This window comes from Streptomyces sp. NPDC005496, assembly GCF_042872045.1.
Taxonomy (GTDB): domain Bacteria; phylum Actinomycetota; class Actinomycetes; order Streptomycetales; family Streptomycetaceae; genus Streptomyces.
Genome location: NZ_JBIAJQ010000007.1, coordinates 435,756 through 455,590, shown reverse-complemented (window position 1 = coordinate 455,590; position 19,835 = coordinate 435,756). Strand labels below are relative to the sequence as shown.

The 19,835-nt window shown below is 73.4% G+C and carries 19 protein-coding genes; 11 read left to right on the top strand and 8 right to left on the bottom strand.

What is annotated here, in order from left to right:
- Positions 1–31: 31 nt before the first annotated feature.
- The 3 genes from ACFYQQ_RS23770 (at position 32) to ACFYQQ_RS23760 (ending at position 3,142) form a co-directional block, all read left to right on the top strand.
- Positions 32–676: an AmfC protein gene (locus tag ACFYQQ_RS23770; protein ID WP_356242937.1), complete on the top strand. Its 645-nt coding sequence runs from the start codon at positions 32–34 to the stop codon at positions 674–676.
- A gap of 121 nt (positions 677–797) precedes the next feature.
- Positions 798–1,751, top strand: a complete 954-nt coding sequence (locus ACFYQQ_RS23765) for an asparaginase (protein ID WP_388905033.1) — start codon at positions 798–800, stop codon at positions 1,749–1,751.
- Positions 1,752–1,885: 134 nt separating this feature from the next.
- Positions 1,886–3,142 (top strand): GNAT family N-acetyltransferase, encoded by a 1,257-nt coding sequence (locus ACFYQQ_RS23760; protein ID WP_355793426.1) that lies wholly within the window; start codon positions 1,886–1,888, stop codon positions 3,140–3,142.
- A 250-nt stretch (positions 3,143–3,392) separates the two neighbouring features.
- Here the strand turns inward: ACFYQQ_RS23760 and ACFYQQ_RS23755 are convergent, their stop codons facing one another.
- Positions 3,393–3,578: a hypothetical protein gene (locus ACFYQQ_RS23755; protein ID WP_355795262.1), complete on the bottom strand. Its 186-nt coding sequence runs from the start codon at positions 3,576–3,578 to the stop codon at positions 3,393–3,395.
- Between the two features lie 235 nt (positions 3,579–3,813).
- On the opposite strand from ACFYQQ_RS23755, the gene ACFYQQ_RS23750 reads away from it, so the two are divergent.
- Positions 3,814–4,716 (top strand): winged helix-turn-helix domain-containing protein, encoded by a 903-nt coding sequence (locus ACFYQQ_RS23750; RefSeq protein ID WP_355795264.1) that lies wholly within the window; start codon positions 3,814–3,816, stop codon positions 4,714–4,716.
- Positions 4,717–4,727: 11 nt separating this feature from the next.
- On the opposite strand, the gene ACFYQQ_RS23745 is transcribed toward ACFYQQ_RS23750, so the two are convergent.
- Positions 4,728–4,916, bottom strand: coding sequence for a hypothetical protein (locus tag ACFYQQ_RS23745; RefSeq protein WP_356169616.1), 189 nt, complete (start codon positions 4,914–4,916; stop codon positions 4,728–4,730).
- A gap of 190 nt (positions 4,917–5,106) precedes the next feature.
- Between ACFYQQ_RS23745 and ACFYQQ_RS23740 the strand changes: the two genes are divergently transcribed.
- Together ACFYQQ_RS23740 and ACFYQQ_RS23735 are read left to right on the top strand one after the other, a co-directional pair.
- Positions 5,107–5,991 carry a winged helix-turn-helix domain-containing protein gene (locus ACFYQQ_RS23740; RefSeq protein ID WP_356169613.1) on the top strand — a complete coding sequence of 295 codons (885 nt, stop codon included), beginning with the start codon at positions 5,107–5,109 and terminating at the stop codon, positions 5,989–5,991.
- Between the two features lie 32 nt (positions 5,992–6,023).
- Positions 6,024–6,758 (top strand): HAD-IA family hydrolase, encoded by a 735-nt coding sequence (locus ACFYQQ_RS23735; RefSeq protein WP_355794930.1) that lies wholly within the window; start codon positions 6,024–6,026, stop codon positions 6,756–6,758.
- A gap of 469 nt (positions 6,759–7,227) precedes the next feature.
- On the opposite strand, the gene ACFYQQ_RS23730 is transcribed toward ACFYQQ_RS23735, so the two are convergent.
- Complete coding sequence (locus ACFYQQ_RS23730; RefSeq protein ID WP_355792011.1) at positions 7,228–8,199, bottom strand: zinc-binding dehydrogenase; 972 nt, start codon at positions 8,197–8,199, stop codon at positions 7,228–7,230.
- 115 nt (positions 8,200–8,314) lie between these two features.
- On the opposite strand from ACFYQQ_RS23730, the gene ACFYQQ_RS23725 reads away from it, so the two are divergent.
- Both ACFYQQ_RS23725 and ACFYQQ_RS23720 read left to right on the top strand, forming a co-directional pair.
- On the top strand, positions 8,315–8,938 hold the full coding sequence (locus ACFYQQ_RS23725) for a TetR family transcriptional regulator (protein ID WP_355792014.1): 624 nt from the start codon (positions 8,315–8,317) through the stop codon (positions 8,936–8,938).
- 32 nt (positions 8,939–8,970) lie between these two features.
- On the top strand, positions 8,971–11,019 hold the full coding sequence (locus tag ACFYQQ_RS23720; protein WP_355792016.1) for an AAA family ATPase: 2,049 nt from the start codon (positions 8,971–8,973) through the stop codon (positions 11,017–11,019).
- 61 nt (positions 11,020–11,080) lie between these two features.
- On the opposite strand, the gene ACFYQQ_RS23715 is transcribed toward ACFYQQ_RS23720, so the two are convergent.
- Positions 11,081–11,935 carry a nitroreductase/quinone reductase family protein gene (locus tag ACFYQQ_RS23715; RefSeq protein WP_355791486.1) on the bottom strand — a complete coding sequence of 285 codons (855 nt, stop codon included), beginning with the start codon at positions 11,933–11,935 and terminating at the stop codon, positions 11,081–11,083.
- 644 nt (positions 11,936–12,579) lie between these two features.
- Positions 12,580–13,050 (bottom strand): DIP1984 family protein, encoded by a 471-nt coding sequence (locus tag ACFYQQ_RS23710; protein WP_355791498.1) that lies wholly within the window; start codon positions 13,048–13,050, stop codon positions 12,580–12,582.
- A gap of 429 nt (positions 13,051–13,479) precedes the next feature.
- Here ACFYQQ_RS23710 and ACFYQQ_RS23705 point away from each other — a divergent pair, with 429 nt between their 5' ends.
- From ACFYQQ_RS23705 to ACFYQQ_RS23695, 3 genes are all read left to right on the top strand, one after another.
- The gene (locus ACFYQQ_RS23705; RefSeq protein WP_355791489.1) at positions 13,480–13,986 is read left to right on the top strand and encodes a helix-turn-helix domain-containing protein; all 507 of its coding nucleotides are present in this window, start codon (positions 13,480–13,482) and stop codon (positions 13,984–13,986) included.
- 74 nt (positions 13,987–14,060) lie between these two features.
- Complete coding sequence (locus ACFYQQ_RS23700) at positions 14,061–14,657, top strand: hypothetical protein (protein WP_355791492.1); 597 nt, start codon at positions 14,061–14,063, stop codon at positions 14,655–14,657.
- Positions 14,658–14,797: 140 nt separating this feature from the next.
- On the top strand, positions 14,798–15,142 hold the full coding sequence (locus ACFYQQ_RS23695; RefSeq protein WP_356169599.1) for a DUF2516 family protein: 345 nt from the start codon (positions 14,798–14,800) through the stop codon (positions 15,140–15,142).
- Positions 15,143–15,750: 608 nt separating this feature from the next.
- Here the strand turns inward: ACFYQQ_RS23695 and ACFYQQ_RS23690 are convergent.
- From ACFYQQ_RS23690 to ACFYQQ_RS23680, 3 genes are all read right to left on the bottom strand, one after another.
- Positions 15,751–17,055, bottom strand: coding sequence for a SpoIIE family protein phosphatase (locus tag ACFYQQ_RS23690; RefSeq protein WP_355783568.1), 1,305 nt, complete (start codon positions 17,053–17,055; stop codon positions 15,751–15,753).
- A gap of 288 nt (positions 17,056–17,343) precedes the next feature.
- Positions 17,344–18,432 carry an NlpC/P60 family protein gene (locus tag ACFYQQ_RS23685; RefSeq protein ID WP_355783571.1) on the bottom strand — a complete coding sequence of 363 codons (1,089 nt, stop codon included), beginning with the start codon at positions 18,430–18,432 and terminating at the stop codon, positions 17,344–17,346.
- A gap of 245 nt (positions 18,433–18,677) precedes the next feature.
- Complete coding sequence (locus tag ACFYQQ_RS23680) at positions 18,678–19,469, bottom strand: class I SAM-dependent methyltransferase (RefSeq protein ID WP_355783573.1); 792 nt, start codon at positions 19,467–19,469, stop codon at positions 18,678–18,680.
- Positions 19,470–19,835: the final 366 nt, after the last annotated feature.

Sequence of the window (19,835 nt, the reverse complement as noted above, 5' to 3'; positions counted from 1 at the left end):
ACCGCACCGGTCGAGGGGACGGCAGAGGCACATGAGCACACCGAGCAGCACCGGGCGACCGCCCGGGACCGTGTCATCGACCCGTACGAGCCCGCCCGGGGTCGCCGCGGAGACGGGCGCCGCCCCGCGGCCACCCGCGCAGCGCACCGACAGCCCGCTGGCCGTGGACCCGCCCGAGCCGGATCTCGCGGTGCTGGGCCTGCCCGAGCTGCGCACGCTGCGCCGCGACGCCCAGCGGGACGAGGCCGACCTCAGCTACGTACGGCGGCTGCTCCAGGGCCGTATCGACATCCTGCGGGCCGAACTCGCGCGCCGCGGGGGCCTTCCGGCGCCGCCCGGGCTCGTGGCGGTGCCCTCGCTCGTCGACCGGCTCCCGGAGATCCTGACCGACGCGCCCGCCCGGCACCGCTCCTCCGCCCGCCATGTGACGGTCGGCACCCCGCACGGCGAGGAGTACCGGCGGCTGGCCGCGGACATGCTGTCCGAGGTCGAGCTGTCGGACCTGGAGGCCCGTACGGACGAGGAGCTGAACGACGGCATGGGGCGGCTCGTCCGCTACGAGCAGCAGGTCTCCCGGCGGCGCCAGCGGCTCCAGCGCACCGCGGACGATTGCAGCGCGGAGATCGCCCGCAGGTACCGTGAGGGAGAAGCACAAGTAGACGACCTGCTCATGTGACGCGGCGGCCCCGGTGATCCCGGGTGCCCCCGGCCGGAGTGACCCCTGCGCCCCGACCGGGCGCCCGTGGAGCGCGCTCCGCCGTCGCCGGGGCGGGTCCCGCCCCGGAAGGCCGCCGCTGATGTCCGTCCCCGCCATACCCCCCGTCCTCGCCGAGGTCGTCCGTTCCGGCTTCGTTGAGGGCCGCCACCGGGGCAGCCTGGTCCTGCTGGCCGCGGACGGTTCGGTGGAGCTGGCTCTCGGAGACGTGACGGCGCCCGTCTTCCCCCGCTCCTCCAACAAGCCGATGCAGGCGGCCGGTGTCCTGCGGGCGGGCCTCGACCTCGGGGGCGAGCGCCTCGCGCTGGCTGCCGCCAGCCATTCGGGCGAGCCTTTCCACCGCGACCTCGTCCTGAAGATGCTGGCCGAGCACGGGCTGCGGCCCGAGCAGCTCCAGTGCCCGGCGGACCTGCCGCTGGACCCCGTGGAGGCCGAGACGTACCTGGCGGCGGGCGGGGTCCGGGACCGGGTGACCATGAACTGCTCGGGCAAGCACGCCGCGATGCTCGCCGTGTGCGTCCAGCGCGACTGGCCGCTTGAGTCCTACCTCGACCCGGCCCACCCCCTCCAGCAGCTCATCCGCTCCGTCGTGGAGGAGGCGGCCGGCGAGCGGGTCGCCGCCCTCGGCACGGACGGCTGCGGCGCCCCGCTGATGGCGGTCACCCTCACCGGCCTGGCCCGCGCCTTCCGCTCCTTCGTCCTGGCCGCGCCCGGTACCGCCGAGCGCCGGGTCGCCGACGCGATGCGCGCCCACCCCGAGTACGTCGCGGGCACCCGCCGCCCGGACACCTGGCTGATGCGGGAGGTGCCCGGCGCGCTGTCCAAGATGGGCGCCGAGGCCGTCCAGGCGGTGGCCCTGCCGGACGGCCGCGCCCTCGCCTTCAAGATCGACGACGGTTCGGTCCGGGCGCTCGGCCCCGTGCTGTCCCGCGCGCTCGCCCTGCTGGGAGTGGATGCCCCGGTGCTGTCCCGCATAGGCCACGCGCCGCTGCTGGGCGCGGGCCGCGAGGTCGGGGAGATCCGCGCGGCGTTCTGACGGCGGGGGTCCGGGGGCCTGCCTTTCCGGGCTCCCGGGAAACGGCACGCGGACCGCTCCGGCTGGTTCGGGGCGCCCCCGGGCGGGGCGAAAACCCGGCGACACCCGCCCGGCCGGAGACCTAGCGTGACCTCATGACCCATCGTGACGACATCGACGTACGAGCGATCACCGAGGCCGACATCCCCGACTGGATCCGCGCGCTGAACACCGGTTTCCTCCGGTCGCCGGCCGTCTCGGAGCGGGAGGTCGCCGACCGGGGGTCGTACATCGTCCCGGAGCGGACCCTGGGCGCCTTCGACGGCGGCCGGTGCGTGGCGACGTTCCGCTCGTTCCCGCAGGAGCTCACCGCCGTCGGCGGGACGGCCGTACCCGCCCACGCGATCACGAACGTCACCGTCACCCCCACCCACCGCCGCCGGGGCCTGCTCACCCGCATGATGGCGCGCGACCTCACGGCCGCGAAGGAGCGCGGGGACGTGGTGGCGACCCTGATCGCCGCCGAGTACCCGATCTACGGGCGGTACGGCTTCGGGCCCGCGACCACCGCCGCGGAGTGGACGGTCGACGTGCCGCGGACGGGCCTCGACCCGCGCTGGTCGGGACCGGCCGACGGCGGCCGCATCGACCTGGTGGACGGCGAGGACGTGCGCAAGGCCGGGCCCGAGCTGCACGACCGGCTCCGGCGCGTCCAGCCCGGCGCCGTCAGCCGCGACGCGCGCTGGTGGCAGGCGAACACCGGGGCGCTGGTCCTGGACCGCGCGCCGTGGACGGAGCCCTTCTACGCCGTGTACCGCTCGGCGTCCGGCGAGGTCGAGGGCATGGTGTCGTACGAGTCGGACGACAACTGGGGCGACGTGAAGCAGCCGCTGAACACGGCGTCGGTGAACTGGCTGATCGCGGTGACGCCGGCCGCGGAGCGCGCTCTGTGGGAGTACCTGTGCTCCATCGACTGGATCGCCCGCGTGAAGACGGGCTGGCGCGCCCCAGACGACCTGCTGCCGCACCTCCTGCCGGACCCCCGGGCCGCCCGGATCACGACGCAGGCCGACTGGCTGTGGGTGCGGATCCTGGACGTCGTACGGGCGCTGGAGGCGCGTACGTACGCGGGCACCGGGTCGCTGGTCCTGGAGGTCACCGACCGGGACGGGCTGTCGGCCGGGCGGTACCTGCTCCACGCGGCGCCGGACGGCGCGTCCTGCGCGTCCACCACGCGGGACGCCGAACTCACGCTGGACGTACGTGAGCTGGCGTCCCTGTGGCTGGGCGACGAGTCGGCGGTGCGGCTCGCGGCGCTCGGCCGGGTGCGGGAGGAACGGGCGGGCGCCGCCTCCCTGGCCGACGCCCTGCTGCGTACGTCCAGGCGACCGTGGTGCCCGGACATCTTCTGAGATCTGCGGACTGGGTCCGGCGCGGTCGTCGGCCGGCCGTGGTGCGGTCTCCTTCCCGTCGGGGCGGACGGTGGGCGGTGGTGCGCATCCGTGGCGATTCCGTGGTGCGGCGAACCGGCTGTCGCGGTTCGCCGGTGGTGCGGTGCGCCCTCGCACGGGGTGCGGCGGCGCGGTGGTGCGACCGGTCCGGGCTCCCGGCTCCCCTCCGGAAGGGAGCCCGGCCGGCCGGACTGCCGGACGGTTCCTCCGGTCAGCCGGACTGGGCGAGCAGCATCACGAGGATCACGGCCCCGATGCCGCTGATCACGGTGTTCCTGGCCTTGAGCCCGACGGACAGCGCGACGAACGCGATGATGCCCATGGGCCCGTACCTCCACTGGACGAGGTACTCGAATCCGATGGCGAGTGCGGCGACGGCGATGGCGAGGAGCGGCATGACGGTCCCTCCTTCGGGACGTCTGTGGGACGCCTTCGGGATGGGGATACGGATCCCCCGTGAGGGGCCGGCCACCTGGTCGAGGAAGTCGTCCAAGGCGGCCAACCACTCGGTAGCTTGACCATGTTGCTCAAGTTGGTAACCAACTCCACCTGAGTTATCTCCGCTTGGACGCGTCTCATAACCACCTTCCTGGTAACTGCCGCAAGATGGCCCGAAGTTGTAGGGTTCGGGCGTGGAGCCGGAACAGGCCGCCGCGAGCGGGCGGGAGAGGTCGCCACGGCCACCGAGGTCGCACCGCGAGGTGGCCGACGAGCTGCGCAGCCGGATCAGGTCCGGCGAGCTGCGGCCCGGCCAGCGCATGCCCACGCAGGCCCGGCTCGCCGACGAGTTCGGCGTCGAGCGCGGGGCCGTGCGCCAGGCCCTGCGCATCCTGCAGGCGGAGGACCTGCTCGCCAACGTGTCCAAGGGCAGCCCGGCGATCGTCGCCCCCGCCACGGACCGTCGGCCGGCCGCGCCCGAGGCCCCGCCGCAGCCCACGATGGTCGCCCTCGCGCCCCGGATCGCGGCCGCCTTCGAGACCCCGCACGTGGCGATAGACGCGCTGTGCCTGACGGCGGTGTCACTGACGCTCGCCATGAGCGAGCCGTTGCTGCGGATCCACGCCGGGCGTACGAAACCGGCCAGGGTGGACGTGCGGGTGCTGCTGCCCAGCCGGGACATCGACCTCGCGTTCCCGGCGCGGGTGGACGACACCGGCGACGACCGTCTCCAGCGCTCCTGGCTGGCCCAGCGCAACGCACAGGTGCGGGTCCTCCAGCACAACCTGCTGGCGCTGCGGTCCACCCACGGCATCGACGTGCGCGTCACGTTCCGGGCGCTGCCCTTCACGCCGCCCGTGAAGCTGTACCTGCTCAACGAGTCCGAGGCGCTCTTCGCCTACTACACGCTCTCCAAGCGCGACGCGGAGATCGACCACGAGCCGCTCCAGATGTACGACGCCACCGGCACGCAGTCGATGCTGTTCGCCTTCGGGCAGGGGGCCGGTGCGCGGGACACGACGTTCGTCGAGCAGTCGCACCTGTGGTTCAACGCCCTGTGGGAGACCATCAGTTCGGAGCTGCGGTTCTCCGACTGAGGTCCCGGTCCTCAGAGGGCGGGAGCGGCGACGATCAGGGCGAGCAGGACGGCGCCCGCGGAGCTGCAGGCGGGGCTCTTGGCCTTGAGGCCCACGGTGAGCAGCAGGAGTCCGACGATGCCCGGGGGGCCGTAGCGCCACTGGACGGTCTGCTCGAAGCCGATCACGAAGACGCTGGAGAGGAGGGCGAGGGCGGGCATGGTGGTTCCTCCTTCGGTGGCTTGCGCGGGACTGCGGTGCGGGCTGCTGCGAAGCGTGTGCGAGAGGAGGCAAACCTTCCGCCAACTCCTGAAAGTTGGTAGCCAACTCTGATTGAGTTGTCCCCACTTGGCAGCCAGTTATAAACAACTTTCAAACAACTCCCCATAGATGGACTGAAGTTGTAGCGTTTTGGTCGTGACCCAGGAGAACGGTGCAGTGAACGGCGACAGAAGGCGTTCGCCCCAGGAGATCGCCGAGGCCCTGCGCGACCGCATCCGCGGCGGCGATCTCAAGGCCGGCGACCGGCTGCCGACGCAGGCCGAGCTGGCCGAGCAGTTCGGCGTCGAGCGCGGCACCGTCCGCCAGGCACTGCGGGTCCTCCAGGAGGACGGGCTGCTCAGCAACGTCAGCAAGGGGAGCCCGCCGCGGATCGCCAAGGCCTCCGCGAGCCCCGAGGCGCCGCAGCCCACGATGGTGGGGCTGGCCCCGCGGCTGGCCGAGGCGTTCGCCTCCCCGCACGTGCGCGTGGACGCCGCCTGCCTCACCGCCGAGACGCTGATGCTGGCCCTCGCGGAACCGGTCCGGCTGATCCACGAGGGCCGCATCCGCCCGCAGTCGATCGACGTACGGATCCTGCTGCCCAGCCGGGAGATCAACCTCGCCTTCCCGGTCCCCGTCGAGAGCCGGGAGGACGGCGACCCCGACCCGGTGCACCGGCGCTGGCTCGCCCAGCGGGACGCCCAGGTGCAGGTCCTGCGGCACAACCTGCGGTCGCTGCGCGCCTCGCACGGCATCGAGGTGCGCGTCTCCTTCCGGGCGCTGCCCTTCACCCCGCCCGTGAAGCTGTACCTCCTGAACGAGGCCGAGGCGCTGATCGCGTACTACATGGTGACCAAGCGCGAGGAGGAGGTCGGCAGCGGGATGCTGGAGATGTACGACGCCCTCGGGGGCAAGTCCCTGCTCTTCTCCTTCGAGAAGCGGGCCGGGCAGCGGGACGCCGCCTTCGTGGAGGAATCCCAGAAGTGGTTCAACGCCCTCTGGGAAACCATCACGACGGACCTGACACTCTCCTAGTGACTTCTGATGCGTCGAAGCAGACTGTTCATGTGACGGAAGAGACTGATCCCCTGCGGGAGTTGATCGAGAAAGCGCGATTCGTGCTCTTCGACTTCGACGGGCCGATCTGCGCGCTGTTCGCCGGCCACAAGGCCGAGCGGGTGGCCGCCGACCTCGTGAGCTGGCTGGAGGGGCGCGGGCTGCGCGGTCTGCTCACGGAAGGGGAGCGGGAGTCGCTGGACCCGCACAAGGTGCTGCGCGCCGTCGACCGCCGCCACCCCGGGAGCGACCTCGTGGCGGAGCTGGAGGAGCGCCTCACCCAGGAGGAGCTGCGCGCGGCGACCTCCGCCATGCCGACGCCGTACGCGGATCCGCTGGTCCGCACGTGGACGGCGGTCGGCGCCCGGCTCGCCGTCGCCACGAACAACTCCCCCCTCGTGGTCCGCGAGTACCTGCGGACCCGGGGCCTCGCCGGCTGCTTCGACCCGCACGTCTACGGCCGCACCCAGGCCCTGCACCTGCTCAAGCCCGACCCGCACTGCCTGAACCGGGCCCTCGGTGCCCTCGGCGCCGACCCCGCCGCCACCCTGATGATCGGCGACTCCCCGTCCGACCTGGTGGCCGCGCGGGCGGCGGGCGTCGCCTTCCTCGGCTACGCGCGCAACGGCGCGAAGGAGAAGACGCTGCGGGAGGCGGGCGCGGGGCTGCTGGTCAACTCGCTGGAGCCGGTGCTCAAGATGCTGCGGAGCGGGCGAGGCCACTCGGGCCCCGCCGACCGGGAATGACCCGCTCCTCCGGATCGGGGATCGCTTTCTCCGGGTTCTCCGGGTCGGGGTGGTCCGGCCTTTCGATCAGGGGTGGGCGGCTCCCCTGGTCCGGCCCTTGGGGCAAGGGTGAGCGGGTCGCCCGGTCGGGGGGGGGTCCTCCTGGTCGGCGGTGGTCCCGTCCTTCGGTCAGGGGTGGGCGGTCCTCCTGGTCAGGGTGGTCCGGCCCTTGGGGCAAAGGGTGAGCGGGCCTCCCGGTCAGGGGCGGTCCTCCTGCTCGGCGGTGGCCCCGCCCTTCGGTCAGGGGTGGGCGGGACGCCTGTTCAGGCGTGGTCCGGCCCTTGGGGCAAGGGTGAGCGGTGCTCCCGTCAGGCGTGGTCCCGCCCTGCCAAGGGTGAGCGGTGCTGCCGTTCAGGGGGGGGCCGGTCCCGCCGGTCCGGGGGAGCGGCCCCCCCGGCCCGTGCGGGCCGGGCGGTCGGCACCGGCGTCCTCACACCTTCAGCACCACCTTCCCCACCAACCCCCGTCCCTCGATCGCCGCGTGGGCCTCGGCCGCGCGGCTCAGCGGGAACGTCCCGCCGACCACCGGGCGCAGCCGGCCCGCCGCCGCCTCGGCGAGGGCGGTCGCCGCGAGCCGGGTCCGTGCGGCGGTGTCGAACTGGAGATCGCCGATGCCGAGGAGGGTGATCCCGCGACGGGCCGCCTCCCCGGGGTCGACCGGGGTGAAGCCGCCACCGGGGGCGCCGTGGGCGGAGAAGCGCCCGCCGTCGGCGGTCAGCGGGAAGGCGGCGGTGCCGAGGCCGCCGCCGACGCCGTCGAGAACCACGTCGGCGGCGGGTTCGTCACCTCCGAGGGCCGTGGCGGCGGCCGACGGCCAGCCGGGAAGGGTCGCGTCGACGGCGGCGTCGGCCCCCAGCTCCCGTACCAGGGCGAGCTTCTCCGGTCCCCGCGCCACCGCCACCACACGGGCGTCCCGGGCGTGCGCCAGCTGGACGAGCAGCGTGCCCATGCCTCCCGAGGCACCGAGGACGAGGACGCGGTCGGCGGGTCCGACGGCCGTCAGCTCCATCAGGCCGGCCGCCGTCACGCCGTCGTGGACCAGGGCCGCCGCCGTACGGAGATCGAGCCCGTCCGGCACCGGGACCAGGGCGGGCACCGCCGCCACCGCCCGTTCCGCGTACGAGCCCGTCACGAAGGCCGTCACCCGGCGGCCGAGCCACTCGGCCGGCACGCCCGGCCCGACGGCACTCACCATCCCCGCCACTCCGCCGCCCGGCACGTAGGGCGGTGTGACCGGGAAGAACTCGCGCCCCCAGCCGCCCCTGACCTGGGTCTCCACGAAGATCGTGTCGACGTAGGCGACGTCGATCACCACCTCGTCCGGGCCCGGGTCCGGGTCGGGCGCGTCCACCGGGGCCAGGACCTCGGGTCCGCCGAACTCGGTCACCTGTGCTGTCAGCATCGTGCTCTCCTCACGGACGGGGGTGCCGTCGGCCGGCGTGTGCGCAGCAGTCTTCGACCTCAAGTGCGGTCGAGGTCAAGGGCGGCCGGGGCGGACGGTGTGCGAGGCTCGGGGCATGGGTGAGATCGGGCTGCGTGAGCGCAAGAGGCAGCGGATGTACCAGGACGTCTCCGACACGGCGATCGCGCTGTTCCTGGAGAAGGGGTTCGACGAGGTCTCCGTCGCCGAGGTGGCGGCCGCCGCGGAGATCTCCAAGCCGACCCTCTTCCGCTACTTCCCGACCAAGGAGGACCTCGTCCTCCACCGCTTCGCCGACCACGAGACCGAACCCGCGCGTCTGGTCGCCGGGCGCCCGGCCGGTGAGTCCCCGGCGGGCGTCCTGCGCCGGCACTTCGTCGCGGGCCTGGAGCGGTTCGATCCGGTCACCGGCCTCAACGACGACCCGCGCGTCCTCGCCTTCCACCGCCTCCTGTACGGGACCCCTTCGCTGGCCGCCCGCCTGTACGCGTACCTGGAGCGTTCGGAGTCCGCGCTCGCCGACGCGCTGGGCGGTGACCTCGACGCCAGGCTCGCCGCCGGGCAGATCATCGCCGTGCAGCGCGTCCTCGCCCTGGAGAACTGGCGCCGGATGGCGGCCGGGGAGACGGCCGCGGAGGTGCGCGGCGAGGCCGTCGCCGCCGCCGAGCGCGCGTTCGCGCGACTGGAGTGGGCCCTGAAGGCAACCAAGGAAAAAATTTAACCCAGTCACGTTATTCGGTTACGCTCCATGGAATGACGTCACCCGACCCCGCCCGTGCCCTCACCCGCGAACGCGCCTATCACGAGACCTGCCGCGCCGCCCTCGCCGCCATGGTCGAGGGCGCCGAGGAACAGGTCGTCACCGGCGAGGACGTGTCCGCCTCCGGCGCCGACGCCGAGGTCCTCGGCTACCGCTTCCGCAGCCACGCCAAGGAGATGCGCGAACTCCCCGAGGGCCCGCTCTTCTTCGGGCGCCTCGACTTCGACGCCGGCGGGGGCGAGCACGCCGGCCAGAGCTACCACATCGGCCGCCTGCGGATCACCGAGCAGCCGGCCGCCCCGCCGCTCGTCGTCGACTGGCGCGCCCCCGTCTCCCGCGCCTTCTACCAGGCGAGCACCCGCGATCCGCAGGGCGTCGCCGTGCGCCGGCGGTTCGGCTGGGCGCCGGGCACCAGCGGCGCCTCCGCCGACCTGACCGGCCTGGAGGACGAGCACCTGACGGCGGACGGCGCTCGCGGGACTCCCGCGAACCAGCCCACGGGCAGCCGCATCCTCGCCCAGGAGATCGAACGCCCCCGCGTCGGCCCGATGCGGGACATCGCCGCCACCATCCAGCCCGAACAGGACGACCTCGTACGCGGCGAGCCGGCCCTCTCGGTCTGCGTGCAGGGCGCGCCCGGCACCGGCAAGACGGCGGTCGGCCTGCACCGGGCCGCCTACCTCCTCTACACCCACCCGCAGCGCGTCCGCCGCGGCGGCCTGCTGATCCTCGGCCCCAACCGCACCTTCCTGTCGTACATCTCGGAGGTGCTGCCCGCCCTCGGCGAGACGGGCGTCCGGCAGTCGACCCTCGGCGACGAGATCGCACGGCACCCCGTCACCGCCGAGGACGACGAGCGGGCCGCGGCCGTCAAGCACGACGCCCGGATGGCACGGGTGCTGCACCGCGCCCTGTACGGGCGCGTGACCGTCGGCGTCGCGGACTCCCTCGCGGTGCCGGACGGTTCGTACCTGTGGCGGATCCCGGGCAGCGCGCTGGAGCGCATCGTGGAGGGCGTACGAGCCGAGGAACCGCCGTACGCGACCGGGCGGGAGCGGGTGCGCACCCGGGCCGTGCGCCACCTCCGGGCGCAGGCCGAGCTGCGGGCCGGCCCGCGCACGAACGCCTGGGTGCAGAAGGTCTCCCGGGCCCGGGCCGTGAGCGCGTACGTCGACGCCGTCTGGCCCGGTGTGCGGGCGGAGGAGGTGCTGGCCGGCCTGCTCGCCGACCCGGACGCCCTCGCCGCCGCGGCCGACGGCGTCCTCGACGCGGAGGAGCAGAAGGCGATCCTGTGGACCAGGCCCCCGCGGTCGTACCGCTCGGCACGCTGGTCGGCCGCCGACCTCGTGCTCCTGGACGAGGTGGCGGGCCTCATCGAGCATCCGCGAGGCTACGGGCACGTGGTGATCGACGAGGCCCAGGACCTGTCGCCCATGGAGTGCCGGGCCATCGCGCGCCGGTCGTCCTTCGGGTCGCTCACGGTGCTCGGCGACCTGGCGCAGGGGACGACGCCGTGGGCCGCCCGCGACTGGCCCGCGCTGCTCGCACAGCTCGGCAAGCCGGACGCCGTCGTGGTGCCGCTGACCACCGGTTTCCGGGTACCGGAGGCCGTCGTCGGGCTCGCCAACCGGCTCCTGGACCGACTGGACGTGGACGTCCCGCGCGCCCGGTCGCTGCGCAGGGACGGGGAGTTGAGGGTCAGGGAGGGCGCCGACGTGCTCTCCCTGACCCTCGACGCCGTACGGGACGCCCTCACCCACGAGGGGTCCGTCGGCGTCATCGCGGCCGACGCGGAGGCCGGACGCGTGCGCGAGGCGCTGGACGCGGCGGGCATCCCGTACGCGGGCCCCGGTGAACCGGGCGCGCGGACCACGGTGCTCGCGGCCTCCCTCGCCAAGGGGCTGGAGTACGACCACGTGGTGGCCGTGGAACCGGCGGCGATCGCGGAGGCGGAGGCGCGCGGCCTGCACCGGCTGTACGTCGTGCTCACCCGCGCGGTCTCGCGGCTGGACGTCGTGCACACCCGCCCGCTGCCCTGGTGACGCGGACCCGGCCCGCCGCCGGTGACGGGCGCGGCCGGGGCCGCGCCCGTCGGGGACGGGATCAGGGGGCCGGCGCGGACACCGCCTCCAGTACGGGGATCAGCACCTCCTCCTCGTGGGCGAGGTGCGCTTCCAGCTCGGCGGTGAGGCGCTCCACCTCGCGGAGCGCGGCGCCGGGGTCCGTGTCCTCGGCGGTGACGGCGCGGCGCAGTTCCTCCAGGAGGACGGCGATCCGCTCGTGCTCGTGGCGCAGGCGCTCCAGGACCGGGGCGAATCCGGGGTCCCGGTCGGCGGCGAACGGGAACAGCATCGTGTCCTCGCCGGTGTGGTGGTTGTGCAGGCCCTGGCACAGGGTGAGGCAGTTGATCCGCAGCTGCGCTCCCAGGACCGGGCCGGACCTGGCGAACTCCTGCCGGATGAGCGCGAGTTCACGACGGAAGGCGTCGTGGACGACCTTCAGGGCCTCGCCTGCGGAGCGCGCCGCGATGTCCGGCGGACCGGCCTTGGGGATCTCGCGCAGGGCGACGACCGGGATGACCCGTTCCGTCCGGGCCTGGTAGTCGGCCCAGCCGGGGTCGGCGTCGACGGCGCGCGCGAAGACCTCGTCGCGCTCCTCGCCGGTCAGGACCTCGGCCTCGGCCTCGTAGGTGAAGACGCCGGTCTCGACCTTCACGCGGGGGTCGGCGACCAGGTTCCGGTACCAGTCGGGGTGCCGGGGCGAGCCGCCTGCCGAGGCGATGACCAGGACCCGGCCGCCGCCGTCGGGGTAGTAGCCGACGGGTGTCGTGTGCGGGGCGCCGGTACGGGCGCCGGTGGTCGTCAGCAGGAGCAGGCGCGCTCCCTCGAAGGGGCCGCCGACCCGGCCGCCGTTGGCCCGGAACTCGTCGATGATCTGCTGGTTGAAGGGGTTGGGCATTCGCTGCTTTCTTCCGTGGGCGTGTGTGCCGTCTTTTCTTTTCGTGGATTTCCCGATGCCCTGCTCCCGCCTTTCCCCTGTTTTCGCGCAGGAGAAATCGCCACGGGGCGCACGCGGGCATGCCCGTGGTAGGGCGGTGAGTGGAAGAAGAAAGAGGGGCGGGCTCCTGGCCCGCCCGGGCCTCACTCGGAGGCCGGGAACCCAACTAGCTCACGGCACAAGGCCGACCCGGCAGTCATGAGGGTCACGGTAATACCCGGCGGGGACGGTGGAAAGGGGAGGTCGTTCCGCGGCCCGCCCCGCCCGCTTACCGGGCCGGACTCGGCCGGGGTGCGTCAAGGCCGTCGGGAGCGAGGTACGGATCAGCCGTTCCCGCACCCCGTCGCGCTCGTACCGCCGCTCGCCGTGGTGCTGCGATGTGGAAAGCCCCGAACCCGCCCTCGCCGACTCGGATCTGCACGTGGTGATGTGCTGTGCGATGTGCACTTTTACCTGTACGCGGTGCTGAGCTGCACTGTTGATGGGGAGTCGAACCCCCGCGTTGCTCTTCACGCGCCAGGAGTGGGCCGGAAACCGCCGGCCCTCGGTGTGTGCACGCTTCCGAAGCGGCTACCTGCTCCACATCGTCCCGCTCGCCGGACTGCTCAGTCCAGCAGATCGACTTCCCAGTTCGTACGCTGGATCCGCACGTCGACCTCGCGGATCTCCCGTGCGAGTACATCCGCCTGGCCGCGCAGTTCGGCTACCGGAAGAGCGGAGAGCATCATCAGCTCGGAGCGGAGCTGGCGACCGTATCCCCGCTCGCCGTTGCCCGCCGCCGCGTCCGCCGCCGCGGTGACCAGGGAGTGACGCAACCGCAGGACGTCCCGGCGTGCGAGGGCATCGGTGAGCGTGCCGTCCGGACCCATCTGCACGGTGGCGTTGGTCCGGTTGATCCGTCGGATCAGCGTTTCCAGCGCGTTCAGCACCTCACCGGCCTCGGCCAACAGCTGAGCCGCGTCCTCCGGGGGTGTCTCCCCCTCCTGGTACCGCGCGCTGCCGACGACGCGCGCCCGCAGCTGTTCCACACGCCGCGTCGCCTCCGCGCGTTCCGCCAGTGCCTCGGCGAGCTTCACCGTCTCCACCTCCCCCTCCTGAGCCCGCCCGAGTATACGAGCGCGAACCAGCTCACACGCACCCGCTTATTGGCCCACTGGAGCCCTGACCTGCTGCGGAGGCGAGGGCGGCCCGGTGTCGGCACCCCTGTCGTGTGCCGGAGCCTGCGTCGAAGCCGAACGGGTCGAACGTCGGCCGTCGGCCGCGTCGTAGTGGGAGCGGATGGTCACGCGCGCCTCGTCGTCAGTGCTGACGTCCTGGGCGGTCATGGGCGTGACGCCAGGTCGGCAGGCCGTTCGACGTCATTTGGAGCGGCTCTACCGGCGGGGTGGAAAGCAGCGCTTCGGAGCGGCCTCGCGGCCGAAGGGGCCGGACCCTGGGGCGTGGCGTGGCGCACTTTTGCAAGCGGGCGCTTGCAATTGTTAGCGGGGGTGGGGCAGGGTAGGGGCATGGCATCGCTCAACGTCGGCAATCTCGGTGAGTACCTGCGCGAGCAGCGGCGCAACGCGCAGCTGTCGCTGCGGCAGCTCGCCGACGCCGCCGGGGTGTCCAATCCCTACCTGAGCCAGATCGAGCGCGGGCTGCGCAAGCCGAGCGCGGAGGTGCTGCAGCAGGTCGCCAAGGCCCTGCGGATCTCCGCCGAGACGCTGTACGTGCGCGCCGGCATCCTCGACGCCGAGCGGGACCGGGACGAGGTGGAGACGCGCGCCGTCATCCTCGCCGATCCCACGCTCAGCGAGCGGCAGAAGCAGGTGCTGCTCCAGATCTACGAGTCGTTCCGCAAGGAGAACGGCTTCGAGATCGCCGTGGTGCCCGAGGACGTGCGGGAAACCGACACGCAGACGGCTCCCGGCGCACGGCACACGCAGGACATACCGGGTACACAGGACACCGCCCGCCGCGGCCCCCGCACGGCCGACGGCAGCGATACCGGACCGCAGCAGTCGGCCGGTTGAGCACCACGACCGGCCCGCCGCGCGGCGGACCGCACACACCCTCAGTCGACAGCCGATCCGGGAGGACCACCCTCATGGCCATCACCGACGACATCCGCAAGGCCGCCACCAACCCGACGCCGCTCTACTTCCTCGCCGGCACCGCCGACCTGGCCGTCCAGCAGGCCAAGAAGGTGCCCGCCCTCGTGGAGCAGATCCGTGCCGAGGCCCCGGCGCGCATCGACACCGTCCGCAACATCGACCCGAACGCGGTCCAGGAGAAGGCCAGCGCCCGCGCCAAGGAGGCGCAGGAGACCCTCCAGACCAAGGTCACCGGTTTCATCAGCACCCTCGACACCGACCTGAAGAAGATCGGTGAGTCCGCCCAGGACCTCGCCCTGCGCGGTGTCGGCGTCGCCGCCGAGTACGCGGTCAAGGCCCGGGAGACGTACGAGAAGGTCGCCGAGCACGGCGAGCAGGCCGTGAAGACCTGGCGCGGCGAGGCGGCCGAGGAGATCGAGGAGCTCGCCGTGGCCGTCGAGCCGAAGGCCGAGCCGGGCGAGATCAAGGTCGAGGACAAGCCCGCCGGGACCGCCACCGTGACCACGGCCCCCGTGACGCCCGCGTCCGCGGCGAAGAAGGCCGCGGCCAAGAAGGCCACCACGAAGAAGACCACTCCGCCCGCCAAGTAGGCGGTCCCGCAGGGCGGTCCACGGACCGCCGGGGGCGGATAGACGGAGCAGTGAGCGCGGCCGGGCACCCTTGGGGTGTCCGGCCCGTTCTACGGGTACGGTGGCGGGCGTAGGTGTCGGTCGGAACGGGCGGTGGCAGCATGCTGATGTTGGGCTTCGCGGGGTTGTTGGGACTGCTGAAGATCGTCCTGATGGCCCTCGCCGCCTTCGGGCTGTTCGACGCGGCCTTCCGGCGCGAGGACGCGTTCCGTGCGGCGGACAAGCAGACGAAGCCGTTCTGGCTGATCATCCTGGGGCTCGCGCTGGTGGTGAGCTACCTCTTCTCGATCCTGTCGTTCCTGCCGATCATCGGCGTCATCGCCAGCATCGTGTACATCGTGGACGTCCGGCCCGCCGTGCGTACGGCCTCCGGCGGGGGCGGCGGCCGCGGCCGCCGCGGCTCCAGCAGCGACGGCCCCTACGGCCCGTACAACGGCGGCCGCTGACCCACCCCCCTGCGGCGGGGTCTCGCTGAGCCCCGTGACGCGTACGTCCGGAGCGACCCCCGCTACGACGGGCGCCCCCTCCGCACGGGACCCCGGGCCCCTTCGGGCAAGGCCGCCCACCGGGACCCGCTGGGGGCCCTAGGTCTCCAGCGCTGATTGCTACGGCAGGCGTCCCCGTCCGCCGGACCCCGAGTCCCCTCGGGCAAGCCCGCGCACCGGCGACCCGCTGGGCGCCCTCGACAGCTCTGTTCTCCCGCACCGCCCGCTTCGGCAAGCGTCCCCGTCGCGGACCCTGGGCCCGCCTCGGGCAAGGCCGCACGCCGGTGACCCGCTGGGCGCCCTCGCTGGCTACGTCCCCGTCCGCATTCGCACGGGAGCCCGGGCCCGCCTCGGGCAAGGCCGCGGTTCGGCGACCCGCCGGGCCCCTTCGGTACCTACGTCTCCAGCGCCGCCCGCTTCGAAGGCGGCCCGCCTCGCCGCACGGTGTCCTGGCGCGGTTCCTCCCGGCACGCCCGGCGCGCGCCCTCCCGTCAGCGGGGGCCCATCAGTAGCCTGCCGACTGCCGGAATGCGGTCGTCGCCCGCGCCCCGGGTCGATGCCGGCGTCCGTCAGGGGGTGCGGTCCAGCAGCAGGACCGCCACGTCGTCCGTCAGCTCGCCGCCGTTGAGGTCCCTGACCTCGTTGACCGTCACGCGCAGCAGCTCCTCGCCCTCCAGGCCCTCGGCGAGCCGGCGGCGTACGAGTTCCACCATGCCGTCCTGGCCGAGCCGCTCCTTGCCCTCGCCGACGTGGCCCTCGATCAGGCCGTCGGTGTAGAGCATCAGGCTCCAGGCGGCGCCCAGCTCCACCTGCATGCGCGGCCAGCGGGCCTGCGGCAGCAGCCCGAGCGCCGGGCCGCCGTACTCGTACGGCAGCAGCTGCGCGGGGCGGCCGGGGCGGGCGATCAGCGGCGACGGGTGGCCGGCCAGGCACAGGCCGGCCCGGCGGCCATCCGGCGCGATGTCCACCGTGCACAGGGTCGCGAAGATCTCGTCGTTGTCGCGCTCGTGCTCCAGCACCTGCTGGAGCGTCGAGAGCAATTGGTCCCCGCACAGGCCGGCCAGCGTGAGCGCCCGCCAGGCGATCCGCAGCTCGACGCCGAGCGCCGCCTCGTCGGGGCCGTGCCCGCAGACGTCGCCGATCATGGCGTGCACCGTGCCGTCGGGCGTGCGGACCGTGTCGTAGAAGTCGCCGCCGAGCAGCGCGCGGGAGCGCCCCGGGCGGTAACGGGCCGCGAAGCGCAGCGGGGAGCCGTCCAGCAGGGGGGTGGGCAGCAGACCGCGCTCCAGCCGGGCGTTCTCCTGCGCCCGCAGCCGGGACTCGGTGAGCCGCCGCTCGGCCGTGTCGGAACGTTTCCGCTCCACCGCGTACCGGATCGCGCGGCTCAGCAGCCGTCCGTCGAGTTCCTCGCGCAGGAGGTAGTCCTGGGCGCCCACGCGCACCGCCTCGGCACCGCGCTCGGCGTCGCCGGACCCGGTCAGCGCCAGGACGGCGTGCCGGGGCGCCAGTTCGAGGACGTGCTTGAGGGTGGACAGCTCGTCCTCGGTCCCGGCGGCGCGGCCGGGGGTGGGCAGCGTCAGGTCGAGCAGGATGCAGTGGACGTCGTCCGTGAGCAGCCGCTCGGCCTCGGTGAGGTTGCGCGCGGTGCGGATGCGGATCGGCTTGCCCGCCGCGTCCAGCATCCGGGGCACGCTCAGCGACCCCGCCGGATCGTCCTCGATCACGAGCAGGGTGAGGTTGGTGGTGTTGTCGGCGGGAGCCGTGGGGCCGCCCGCCGGTGCGCCCGCGAACGGGGCAACGGGTGAGGACGCGGCTTGAGCCTGACCACTTTCCACGGCCGGGATCGCTCTCTGCCGCGGTACGGGTGCGGGCATCGTTGTGGGTTCCTTCCCTCCCCCCGAGGGTGTGGTGGGGCGAAGGTCCGACCCACCGACGGGGACCATAGCGGTACCCGGCGCCGCAGCGGAATGGTGTGCGGCAAACGGCCACCGTCATATGCCGCATCCCGTAACGCAATTGGGCACGGCCCGGTCCCAGGGGGAATGACGAACGTCACGTCGCGCGGGTTGCCCGGCCGCGCGGACGTGACTCATCCCACGTGCGGTGGGTCACGTCGGGCCAGTCCCGGCCGCTCGCGGGCCCCGGAGGTGTCCGGACAGGCCTTATTTGTCGGGCCGTACGACGCCCAGTATCGGCATCGAGCCGGCGCCCGCGATCGTCACCGAGCGCCCGGGGCGCGGGGCGTGGACGATCGCGCCGTCGCCGATGTACATCCCGACGTGGCTGGCGTCGCCGAAGTAGATGACGAGGTCACCGGGGCGCATGGACCGGACGTCGACGTGGGGGAGCTGCCGCCACTGCTCCTGCGAGGTGCGCGGGATGCCCAGTCCGGCGGCGGCCCAGGCCTGGGAGGTCAGCCCCGAGCAGTCGTACGTCTTCGGGCCCTCGGCGCCCCACTCGTACATCTTGCCGATCTGGGCGGTCGCGTACTGCACGGCCTTGCGGCCCTGCGGGGACGCCTTGCCGTTGATCTCCGCCAGGACGCCGGAGCTCAGCCAGGCCGTCTGCGCCGCGTGCGCGGCGTCCTCCTCCAGCTTGGCGAGCCGCTCCTTCTCCTCGGCGGCGAGCTGCGACTCCAGCTCCTCGGCGGTGGCGATCCGCTGCTTGATCTTCTTCTTGGCGGCGGCCTTCGCCTTGCGGTTGGCCTCCAGGCGCCGCCACTGCGCGGACGCGTCCTTGGTGTACTGCGCCAAGTCCTTCTGCGTGCGCGTCATCTCGGCGAGCATGCCCTTGGTCGCGTGCTCGCCCTGACGCACCCGGCCGGCGCCGTCCAGATACTGCTGCGGGTTGTCGCTGAGCCACAGGCGGGCGTCGGGCGGCAGGCCGCCGCCGCGGTACTGGGCGCGGGCCGCGGCGCCCGCCCGGTCCTGGAGCCTGTCCAGCTTGGCCTGGCCCTTGACGATCTCCCGGGCCAGCCCGACGAGCTGCGTGGACTGCTTCTCGGTCTTCTCCTCGGCGGCGTTGTACGCGTCCGTGGCGACCGCCGCCTCGTGGTACAGCTTCTCGAGCTTCTCGCGGACCTCCTCAAGGTCCGCGGCGCTCTTGGGCGTTGTGCCGGACGGGGGCGTCGGCGCCGGGGTGGGGGTCGGTGCGGGCGGGCTCGCGTACGCCATGCCCGGTGCGCTCAACACGGTGACCGCGCAGACGAGAGCCACGGCCGCCGTGGTCAGGCTCCGCTTGCCGCATCCCATACTTCGCCCCCAAAGCTGATTTACCGTCAGTAACTTACGGACGCCTCGGGGATCGTGCCATGTCGGCGCGCGGTGTAACAGGGGCAGGCGGCAACTCCCTTCCCCCTTTACCCCCCTTCTGCTTTCCCCCAGGCGATCTCCCCGTCTGTGTGACGAACGACTCACGGAGATCGTTCCCCGCAGGTCGGACGCCGTGGCGGGCCCCGATCCCGGCGCCCGCGCGCACGCGAGCCGCCCGGTACCGCTCACCTCCGGGGCGCCAACGCCTCCCAGCGGACCGTCACTTCGCCCTGCCGCCAGCGGGACGCGCCGTCCGTCACGGGCCAGTCGGCGGTCAGGTCGCGGACCGCGCGTATCCAGCGCTGCCGCGCGCCGTACGAGGCGTAGGGCGCGGCGGCGGCCCAGGCACGGTCGAAGTCCCGCAGGAACGCGTGCACCGGCTCGCCCGGGACATTGCGGTGGATCAGGGCCTTCGGGAGCCGCTCGGCGAGGTCGGACGGGCGCTCCAGGGAGCCCAGGCGGGTGGCGAGGGTGACCGTGCGCGGGCCTTCGGGGCCGAGGGCGACCCAGACGTGACGGCGGCCGATCTCGTCGCAGGTGCCCTCGACGAGCAGCCCGCCGCGTGAACCGGTCGCCGGGTCGGCGGGTGCGAGCCGCCCCCGCATCAGGTCCCAGGCGGCGGCCACCTCGTCCTCGTCGTACTGGCGCAGCACGTTCGCGGCGCGGATCAGCGACGGCCGGCCCGGCACCGGGACCTCGAAGCCGCCGCGCCGGAAGACCAGTCCGTCGCGCTCGTACGCCTTGGCGCCCGCGACCCGCTCCGGCTCGATCTCCACGCCCACCACGCGGGTCCGCGGAGCGGCGGTGCGCAGGCGGGCCAGCAGCTCGACCGCGGTCCAGGGCGCGGCCCCGTACCCCAGGTCGACCGCGACCGGATCGGCGGCGCGGCGCAGCTCGGCGCCGTGCGCCGCGGCGATCCAGCGGTCCATGCGGCGCAGCCGGTTGGGGTTCGTCGTCCCGCGTGTCACCGCACCCACGACGGCGCCTCCGCCGCTCGGGCGGGGCCGAGTGCGGGGGGCGGGAGCGGCGCGGGCTGTCATGCGTACGAGGGTATGCGGAGCGGGCGAGGCCGTCGCGGGCCTGTGGACAACCGCGATGAACCCCGGCGTCGGCCTGTGGGCAACCCCGGCGGACCAGGTGGGACACGGGTCGCTGCGGCGGGCTCCGCCGCCTGCGAGGGCGCGGACTCTTCCGGAGCCGCGCTTACGCGACGTACGCAACACGGCGTCGAACGGTTGAGCGATAGGCGGTAATGATTCGGCAAAGAGGAAATGGAGCGGAGTGCTCCGGCGTTCTCGCCCCTGGAGGGTGCCGTGCGCCCTCCTTACGGCATGCCCGCAGCG